At 61.9% G+C, this 4,823-nt stretch carries 4 protein-coding genes and 1 riboswitch; all 4 genes read left to right on the top strand.

Going from position 1 to position 4,823, the window contains the following annotated elements:
- Positions 1-246: 246 nt before the first annotated feature.
- The 4 genes from LAT62_RS15895 to LAT62_RS15880 all read left to right on the top strand — a co-directional run bounded on the left by LAT62_RS15895 (position 247) and on the right by LAT62_RS15880 (position 4,760).
- Positions 247-1,002 carry an S-methyl-5'-thioinosine phosphorylase gene (locus tag LAT62_RS15895; RefSeq protein ID WP_293386139.1) on the top strand — a complete coding sequence of 252 codons (756 nt, stop codon included), beginning with the start codon at positions 247-249 and terminating at the stop codon, positions 1,000-1,002.
- Between the two features lie 346 nt (positions 1,003-1,348).
- A riboswitch (TPP riboswitch) is annotated at positions 1,349-1,481 on the top strand.
- A 78-nt stretch (positions 1,482-1,559) separates the two neighbouring features.
- Positions 1,560-2,543 (top strand): thiamine ABC transporter substrate binding subunit, encoded by a 984-nt coding sequence (gene thiB / locus LAT62_RS15890; RefSeq protein ID WP_293386137.1) that lies wholly within the window; start codon positions 1,560-1,562, stop codon positions 2,541-2,543.
- On the top strand, positions 2,540-4,159 hold the full coding sequence (locus tag LAT62_RS15885) for an ABC transporter permease subunit (protein WP_293386135.1): 1,620 nt from the start codon (positions 2,540-2,542) through the stop codon (positions 4,157-4,159). Before thiB ends, LAT62_RS15885 begins: the two co-directional genes overlap by 4 nt.
- Positions 4,152-4,760 carry an ATP-binding cassette domain-containing protein gene (locus LAT62_RS15880; protein ID WP_293386133.1) on the top strand — a complete coding sequence of 203 codons (609 nt, stop codon included), beginning with the start codon at positions 4,152-4,154 and terminating at the stop codon, positions 4,758-4,760. Before LAT62_RS15885 ends, LAT62_RS15880 begins: the two co-directional genes overlap by 8 nt.
- Positions 4,761-4,823: the final 63 nt, after the last annotated feature.

Raw genomic sequence — 4,823 nt, 5'->3', positions numbered from 1 at the left:
ACGGTTTACGCTCTACCTAGTGCAATGGTGATAGCTAATCACCATTGCCGGAGAGGCACAAGGCTGTGGCCCTCGGCCACGCACAAGCTCTGGCACCAATGCGTGAGCAAGGCTCACAGCCTACAGGGTGCCTCTGTTGTAGGCTGTGGCCCTCGGCCACGCACACGACGCTTGCAGGCAGCGCCCCTTCGCAAACCTGTTATACTGCAAAAAAACCAGAATGCTCAGAAAGGAGAAGCACAACTCATGACACGCACCATCGCCATCCTTGGTGGTACTGGCCTTACAGAACCCAGCCGATTGCAGGTTATCAACGCGCACGACGTTCAGACCCCTTACGGGAATACCTCGGCCCCCATTCTGGAGGGCGATATGGGCGGGCATCGGGTGCTGTTCATGGCCCGCCACGGACATCCGCATCGCATTGCGCCCCACCAGGTCAACTATCGGGCGAACCTCTGGGCGCTGCAGAAACTGTATGCGACCGATATCGTGTCGGTGAATGCGGTGGGCAGTATCAGCATCGACCGGATGCCGACCCGTTCGCTGGTGTTGCCGGATCAGATTATCGACTACACCTGGGGCCGGATTCATACCTACTATCAGGGCGATCTGGAAAGCGTGAAGCATGTGGATCTGTCCTACCCTTACACGGACAGCCTGCGCGATGTGCTGCGCCGCGCGGCGCGTGAGTCGGGCAAGACCATTGCCGATGGCGGCGTTTATGGCGTGACGCAGGGCCCGCGGCTTGAAACGGCGGCCGAGATAGTGCGTATGGAGCGTGATGGCTGTGACATCGTCGGTATGACGGGGATGCCGGAGGCGGCGCTGGCGCGTGAGTTGAAGCTGAATTATGCCTCGCTGGCGCTGGTGGTTAACCCGGCGGCCGGCAAGAGCAGCAAGGTGATTACGCTGAAGGATATCCAGGCCACCCTGGCTGTGGGTATGGTGGATGTGCGGGATGTGGTCAGCGAAGCCGTAAGAATCTTTTACGAGGATTGAGGGGCCTGCGGCCCCGAGCGCACGGGTAATCGTGTTTTCCGTGGGAGGCCACCCCGCTGGCCGATTTGGCAAGGGGCCTTCGGCCCATCGCGCAACGGGGTGCGCTCCTACTGCACGATCGGTGCTTGTGTTCCGTAGGAGGCCACCCCGCTGGCCGATTTCACAAGGGGCCTGCGGCCCATTGCGCAACGGGGTGCGCTCCTACTGCACGATCGGTGCTTGTGTTCCGTAGGAGGCCACCCCGCTGGCCGATTTCACAAGGGGCCTGCGGCCCATCGCGCAACGGGGTGCGCTCCTACAGGTATCACCAGGGCTTACGCCTCCGACCTGCTTTCTGTTAAACTTGTGCCGTCCATCGGGGTGCCTGAATTGCCACGCGCAACTCAGGCTGAGATCAGACGCTGGGGCCATGCCCGCAGCGCACACCCGTTGAACCTGATCCAGTTCATACTGGCGAAGGGAATGGAATAGGTAAGTGATCCACTCGGATACCCTCGTGCGGCCGTTCTGGCCGACAATTCCCCCTCTCGCCGGCAATTTAATTACCGGGAGATTCCATGAAAAAACTCACTCTGGCGGCAGGCCTTGCTTTGGCAGGTTCATTGAGCGCCAACGAACTGACCGTCTACACCTACAGTTCATTCACCAGCGACTGGGGCCCTGGCCCTGAAATCAAGAGTGCCTTTGAAGCCCAGTGCGACTGCACGCTGAATTTCGTCAGCTCCGATGATGGTGTGTCGCTGCTCAACCGTGTGCGTCTGGAAGGCATGAACACCCAGGCGGACGTGGTGCTGGGCATTGACGACGCACTGATCGAAGAAGCCCGCGATCTGTCATTGTTCCAGACACACGGCGTCAACTGGGATGACTATCCGCTGGCAGATGACCTGGCCTGGTCCGATGACCTGTATGTGCCGTTCGACTATGGCTATTTTGCTTTTGTCTATGACACCGAAGTGATCGACAGCCCGGTGACATCGATGGCAGAGCTGCTGGAAAGCGATGCCGACATCATCTATCAGGACCCGCGCACCAGCACGGTCGGGCAGGGTTTGATGCACTGGATGCAGGCCATCTACGGTGATGATGGCGTGGCTGACGCCTGGGCGGCACTGGCTGAGCGCACCATTACCGTGACGCAAGGCTGGAGCGAATCCTACGGCATGTTTCAGGAAGGCGAGGCCGATTATGTGCTGAGCTACACCACCTCGCCGGCCTACCACATGGTAGCTGAAGATACGGATCGCTATCAGGCGGCGGCCTTCAGCGAAGGGCATGTGGCGCAGATCGAAGTGGCGGCGATTTCTGCCTACACGGATCAGGAAGAGCTGGCCGCCGAGTTCCTGAACTTCCTGCTCACGCATGAGGCGCAGGAAATTCTGCCGGTTACCAACTGGATGCTGCCCGTGCGCACCGATGTCGATCTGCCTGATGCGTTTGGCCTTCTGGTCACCCCGGAGCGCATTGGCTACTCACCCAGTGAGATTCGTGACAACCGCCAGGCCTGGATTCGCAACTGGCGCAACGCCGTCAGTCAGTGAAACCTGACTCGGGTGTTCTGTCTGCGGTGCCTGCGTTTGCAGGCGCCGCTGCCCACCGGCCTCCGGGCTGGTGGGGCAGTATTGGTTGGGGTTCTGCTGCCCTGGCACTGATGCTGCTGACCACCCTGTTGGCGTTTATGGCGCTGTTTGGCTGGAGTGAGGGCCGCCCTGACTTCAGCATTCTCGAAGACGCCTATTTCCACCGCATTCTCCGCTTTACCCTCTGGCAGGCTCTGCTGAGCACGGTGTTCTCGGTGGCGCTGGCCGTGCCGGTGGCACGGGCAGTCGCGTTGGATCTCCGACTACCCGGGCGAGCCCTGTTCCTGCGCTGGTCGCTGCTGTGCTTTGTGATGCCGAGTCTGATTCTGATCACTGGCTTGGTGTCGGTGTTCGGCCGTTCCGGCTGGCTGACCCCCTGGTTGGGCAGTGGCTGGCGGCTGTATGGCCTGAATGGCATCTTGATAGCGCATGTGTTCCTGAACATGCCGTTCGCTCTGCGCGTGCTGGTGTTCCAGTGGCAGAGCATCCCGGATACTGCCTGGAAGGTATCGGCCCAGTTGGGCCTGTCTGGTTGGCAACGTTTTCGGCTGGTCGAATGGCCGGCGCTGCGCGGTGTCTTGCCCGGGGTAGCCGGGTTCATATTTCTGCTCTGCTTCAACAGCTTTGCCATTGTGCTGGCGCTGGGCGGCGGGCCGCGGGCCACCACGCTGGAAGTAGCGATCTATCAGGCGCTCAAGTTCTCTTTCAACCCCGCGGAAGCCTTGACTCTGGCCTGGACGCAACTGCTGGTGGCGGGCGGGCTGTTTCTGCTGTTCAGTCGGTTTGGTCGGTTGCGCTGGCTGGCGCCACCGCAGGGGCAGCCCTGGTTGCCGCGGCTGCACCCGCTGACGCTCTGGTCGGGGCGGCTGGCTTATGCTCTGGCGGTTCTGTTTTTGGTAGTGCCCATTGCCACCCTGGTGCCGGTGGCCGTGCTCAGTGGCGGGCAGGGCCTGCCCTGGGCGACCCTGTGGCCGGTTACCTTGAGGTCACTGGGCTTTGCCTTTGCCGCAGCCACGTTGGCCACGCTGCTGGCGCTGGGCGGGCTGGAGCTGTGGCGACGGGTCACATCCCCGGCGGCGCGGCAGCTGACCGAGTTTGGCGCTCTGCATCATCTGGTGATACCGGGCATGGTGCTGTCGGTCGGGCTCTATCTGTTTTTCATGCCCTGGGTCAACTGGTTGCGCTGGGGCTGGATTGCGGTGATTGGCCTCAATGCGCTGGTGGCGTTGCCGTTTGTCTACAGTCAGCTCAAGCCCGGGGTGTTCGATTTTGATGCCAACTACCGGCGTCAGGTGGCCGACCTGGGGTTGCACGGCTGGCCGTTCTGGCGGCATTTGTACCTGCCCTGGTTGCTGCCGGCACTGCGTCGGGCCTGGGCGCTCGCCTTCGTGATTGCGCTGGGCGACCTGGCGGTATTCGGCATCTTCGGCCATGACAATTGGCGCACCTTGCCGTGGCTGATCTATGCGCTGGCGGGGTCCTATCGTTTGCAGGCAGCGGCGCTGGCGTCGTTGCTGTTGCTGTTGTTTGCGCTGCTGGCGCTCTGGTTGCTGGAGGATCATCGACGTCATGCTTGAAGCGGTTCAATTGACAGTCAGTCGCGGAGAACAAAGCTGGGTGCATGACTTCCGGCTGGCGCCGGGTGGGGCGCTGGCGCTCACCGGGCCGAGTGGCAGCGGCAAGACGACGTTGCTGGAGGCGATTGGCGGGTTTCTGCCGGTTACTTCGGGCGATCTGCGGCTGGACGGGCACTCACTGCTGCCGCTGCCGCCGGAGCGCCGACCCGTATCGACGCTGTTTCAGCAGCACAATCTGTTCGAGCATATATCAGTGGCGGCCAATCTGAAGCTGGGGTTCCGCAATGGTCGGCCGGATGCGCAGGCCTGGTCAGAGGTGTTGGTGGCCTGTGAGCATCTGGGGATAGCCGATTACCTGGAGCGGATGCCGGGGGAGTTGTCCGGCGGGCAGCGGCAAAGGGTGGCGCTGATTCGCACCGTGCTGCGGCCGCAGCAGATCGTGCTGCTGGATGAGCCGTTCAGTGCACTGGATGGCGAGAATCGACGGCGTGCGGGGGAGTGGGTCAGGGAGATGGTGCAGGCCAGTGGGCGGTATCTGATCTTCGTCACGCACCAGCCTGAGGATACGGAGCGTTGGGCGGATCAGGTGGTGGATTTGTAGGAGGCCACCCCGCTGGCCGATTTGACAAGGGGCCTGCGGCCCCATCGCGCAACGGGGTGCGCT

This window comes from Natronospirillum sp., assembly GCF_022565775.1.
GTDB lineage: Bacteria > Pseudomonadota > Gammaproteobacteria > Pseudomonadales > Natronospirillaceae > Natronospirillum.
The sequence above is the reverse complement of the archived record's forward strand: the minus strand, read 5'-3'. Positions and strand labels throughout refer to the sequence as shown.

Bases quoted from the DNA above. Each gene is read 5' to 3' on its own strand.
- thiB (WP_293386137.1), top strand. From the start codon at position 1,560: ATGAAAAAACTCACTCTGGCGGCAGGCCTTGCTTTGGCAGGTTCATTG.
- LAT62_RS15880 (WP_293386133.1), top strand. From the start codon at position 4,152: ATGCTTGAAGCGGTTCAATTGACAGTCAGTCGCGGAGAACAAAGCTGG.
- LAT62_RS15895 (WP_293386139.1), top strand. From the start codon at position 247: ATGACACGCACCATCGCCATCCTTGGTGGTACTGGCCTTACAGAACCC.